We start from the raw sequence: 4,506 nt of genomic DNA, 5'->3' as shown, positions 1-4,506 counted from the left end.
GATTGTATGTAAGGAATCTGTACTCGTAATAGTATAAAACAAGCTACTATTGCATTATTAATCATAGTTGTATTTATAGGGGAACTGTAAATACATACAAATAAGTGGTTTTTTTGATTTTAAAATTCTGAATTTTCATTTAAATAATTAGGGGGCAATGGTATGGTTAAATATTCGAAAATTTCTAAGTGGATTCTTGGTGTTGGACTAGTGACAATAACATGTAATGGTTTGCAAATTCAAGCAGAGACAAAAGAGAAAAACGTGAAGAACGTATTACAAATGGAGCCGGTAGGAATACAGAAATCTGTTAATGAATTGGCGCACCCTTCAAAAGTACAAGAAAATGCATCTTTTACAAAACGGTTAAAATTAGCGGATTTATCGCAGCGTCCACTAGCACCAACCGATAATATTAAACCGTTAGCTGAAGAAAAAAAGTATTCAATGGCTGAGTTAAATCAATTAAATAACAAACAATTAACTGATCTTCTTGTGACAATTAAATGGTATCAAATTCCGGAATTATTTCAGTTTAATAGTGATAGTCTTAAATTCTATCAAGATGATAGTCGAATGCAAGCAATTATTAATAAACTAGGAGAACAAGGACAAGCTTATACGCAAGATGATTCAAAAGGGATTGAAACATTAGTAGAAGCTCTACGTGCAGCGTTTTATTTAGGTTTTTACCATGATGAATTAAGCAAACTAAATGAGCGTAGCTACCATGATAAATGTTTACCAGCTTTAAAAACAATTGCAAAAAATCCAAATTTCAAACTTGGTACATCAGAACAAAATAAAGTAATTGCATCATATGGAAAATTAATTGGAAATGCATCAGCAGATGTTGAAACGGTTTTATATGCAGGTGAAATTTTTAAACAATATAACGATAATCTTGCAACTTTCATTGAAGACCGAACAAAAGGAGACGCTATATATGAGTTGATGAAGGGAATTGACTTTGATATTCAGACGGATATGTACACGACTGGAAAAGAGCCAAAAGATACGATGTGGTTTCGAAATATTGATAACTTTATTAATGAAATAAATCGTTTTGCACTACTTGGTACAGTAACAAATAAAAACGGATGGTTAATTAATAATGGAATTTACTATGCTGGCCGATTGGGCAAGCTTCATAGCACGCCCACAAAAGGACAACAAGTTGTTACAGATGCAATGCGAATTTATCCATATTTAGGAGAGCAATACTTTGTTGCGGCAGAACAAATTACTACAAATTATGGAGGAATAGATGCGAACGGCAAAACTGTAAATTTAGATCAAATTCGAGAAGAGGGGAAAAAGAAATATTTACCGAAAACGTATACGTTTGATGATGGTGCAATTGTCTTTAAAACTGGGGATAAAGTTAGCGAAGAGAAAATTAAACGTCTATACTGGGCGGCAAAAGAGGTGCGTTCTCAATTTTATCGTACAGTTGGTAGCGATAAACCACTTGAAAGTGGACATGCTGATGATGTGTTAACGATGGTTATTTATAATAGCCCAGATGAGTATCAATTTAATCGTCAACTGTACGGATATGAAACGAATAATGGTGGGATTTATATTGAAGGGACAGGGACTTTCTTTACATATGAACGTACACCAGAGCAAAGTATTTATAGTCTGGAAGAATTGTTCCGCCATGAATTTACGCACTACTTACAGGGAAGGTACGAAGTTCAGGGATTATGGGGCCAAGGGGAAATGTATCAAAATGAACGTTTAACATGGTTTGAAGAAGGGAATGCAGAGTTCTTTGCAGGTGCAACGCGATTAGATAGTGTAGTACCACGAAAAAGTATAATTGGTGGGTTATCTAATGATCCTGCAAAACGTTATACAGCATCACAAACATTAAATGCGAAATATGGAACGTGGGATTTTTATAATTATTCGTTTGCACTGCAATCATATATGTATAATAAGCGCCCAGAAATGTTCGATAAAGTACATGATTTAATTCGCGCAAATGATGTTTCAAGTTACGATGAATACCGTGCTACATTAAGCAAAGATAATAAGTTAAATGAAGAATATCAATCTTATATGCAAATGCTTATTGATAATCGTGATAAGTATACAATTCCACAAGTATCAGATGAGTATTTAACTCAGCATGATCCAAAATCGCTTTCGGACGTTACTTCAGATATTACGAATGAAGCGAAATTAAAAGATGTGAAAGTAACAAAGAATAAATCACAATTCTTTAATACATTTACACTACAGGGGACATATACAGGAAGTGCGGCTAAAGGAGAAGTTGAGGACTGGAAAGTGATGAATGAAACAACAAATGATATGTTGAAACGTCTTTCAGGAAAAGAGTGGACTGGATATAAAACATTGACTGCTTATTTTGTAAATTACCGTGTAAATAATGCTGGGCAATTTGAATATGATGTTGTGTTTAGCGGAGTGAACACGGAAGAAGGTACGGCTGTAGAAAAAGAACCAAATAATTCATTTGAAACAGCAAACCCACTATCTTTGAATATTTTGTTAAGAGGAACCTTGAGCGATCAAGATCAGGGGGATAAATTTGTTATTGATGTAAAGGATCAAAAAGATTTACAAATTTCGGTTACGAACGAACAAAATCTTGGATTGAACTGGATATTATATTCTGAATCAGATTTAAATAATTATGTAGCTTATGCAACAAAACGTGATGGGAACAAATTGCTTGGAAATTATAATGCAAAGCCAGGGAAATATTACTTAAGTGTATATAAGTATGGTGGTGGAACAGGGAATTATACGGTACAAGTAAAATAGTTTACTATAGTTTGTTTTGAAAGGCTACTTATTACATTTTTTAGCGAAATAAAGTATGTAATGTTAAACATTAAACTAATTCAACATATCCCTGTTCTAATTATAGAACAGGGATATGTTGGCTTTATATTTTTAAATTAAATAACCTCATTGGATTTTGATAAGAAAATAATTAATATACATCTGAATTCTCATTCGTAAAGCATGTTTTAATCTTCTTAATGCTCTTTCATTTTTGTCTCAATGCTTGTTTTCAAATCAGTTGATACTTGATTGAAATACCCCAAAACGATCTCCCTAATATCATCGGATATAACTTTCAAATCACTAGCTAAGTTTTCAGCGAGATGTTCTTTTTCTATTGGCTGTAACTTCGTATAAAATTCACCAGCTTGTGTAAAGTCATCCTGTTTCGTTATAGAAGCTCTTTCAAGTTTACCTTCAACGTACCTTCCTTCACCGGTTGTAATTTGATTAGCAGGTGTCCAATCTTGCTGCTGGTTAATCGTTAATTTGCGAAATTCTGGACCAATTCTTCTTCTTTGTGAATCACTGTAAATGTTAGCGCGCCCTTGCAGCATTTTATCATCTGATAGTTCTGCACCATCCAGTAAATTAGAAGGAGAGAATGCGACTTTTTCTACTTGTTCCATAAAATTTTCAGGATTTTTATTTAATACCATTTTCCCGACTGGTAGGAGAGGATACGTCTGTTCATCCCATACTTTTGTGTCATCTAAAGGATCATAAGAAAGGTGCGCTTCATCTTTCGGATCCATGAGCTGGACGTATAAACCATACTCCACTGGTTTACCATTTTCAATAGCATCATATAAATCTTTCCCGCTATAATCAGGATTTTCGGCAGCTAGTTTAATTGCTTCTTTACTAGTAATGTACTGTACACCTTCAAACGGGTACCAATGATACTTTACATACTTTCGATTACCTTCCGCATTTCTCCATACATATGTATTAACACTATGTCCTGGAATGTGGCGAAGACTTTTGGCCGTACCATTATTAGAGTATAAACGGACAACAAAATGAATAGATTCAGGTGCTTTAGCGACAAAATTCCAAAATCTATTAGGGTCTATTAAGTTATTTTTAGGTGAAGGTAATAATGCTTGAATCGTTTCAGGGAAACGCATCGGATCACGGACAGAAAAAACAGGAATGTGATTACATAAAAGGTCAAAAATGCCTTCTTTTGTATAAAATTTTGTAGAAAAACCGCGTACATTTCTAGCAGTATCCGGTGTTCCTTTCGTACTAACAGCTAACGAAAATCGCACCATAACAGGAACTTTCTCATTAGAATTTTGTAAAAAACTTAATTTAGTATGTTCAGACATCGAATATATCGTTTGAAAATAACCGAACGCACCAAATCCTTTTACATGAACAGGTCTTTCTAAAATTTTTTCATGAATAAATTCTTGTAACGTCTCGTGAAGTACACTATCTTGCTCTAGAACAGGTCCACGTGAACCAACTGTTTGTGAGTGAAGGGTAGCTTGTTCATTACGTTCGCCTTTTTCATTAAAGTGATTCCCTAGTAAAGATTGCCCCTGTTTATCATAGTTTTCATTCATCGATATAGCCTCCAAATTTATTTCGTCTATTGTTACTAAATATGATTTTATAATCTTGATTATGTATGATATGCAAAGTAGTAACAGACCGCTAGATGAAAAAAACGTG

At 33.9% G+C, this 4,506-nt stretch carries 2 protein-coding genes; one reads left to right on the top strand and one right to left on the bottom strand.

Annotated features, from left to right (window positions below):
* The first annotated feature begins 162 nt into the window (after positions 1 to 162).
* Entirely contained in the window at positions 163 to 2,799 is a 2,637-nt protein-coding gene (gene colA / locus ACQGS6_RS23390) for a collagenase ColA (RefSeq protein ID WP_426965682.1), read from the top strand.
* A 218-nt stretch (positions 2,800 to 3,017) separates the two neighbouring features.
* Here the strand turns inward: colA and ACQGS6_RS23385 are convergent, their stop codons facing one another.
* On the bottom strand, positions 3,018 to 4,397 hold the full coding sequence (locus tag ACQGS6_RS23385; RefSeq protein ID WP_061655723.1) for a catalase: 1,380 nt from the start codon (positions 4,395 to 4,397) through the stop codon (positions 3,018 to 3,020).
* Positions 4,398 to 4,506: the final 109 nt, after the last annotated feature.

The sequence above is a fragment of the Bacillus sp. GMs2/2 genome (genome assembly GCF_050172095.1).
In the GTDB taxonomy this organism is placed as follows: Bacteria; Bacillota; Bacilli; order Bacillales; family Bacillaceae_G; genus Bacillus_A; species Bacillus_A cereus.
The sequence above is the reverse complement of the archived record's forward strand: the minus strand, read 5'-3'. Positions and strand labels throughout refer to the sequence as shown.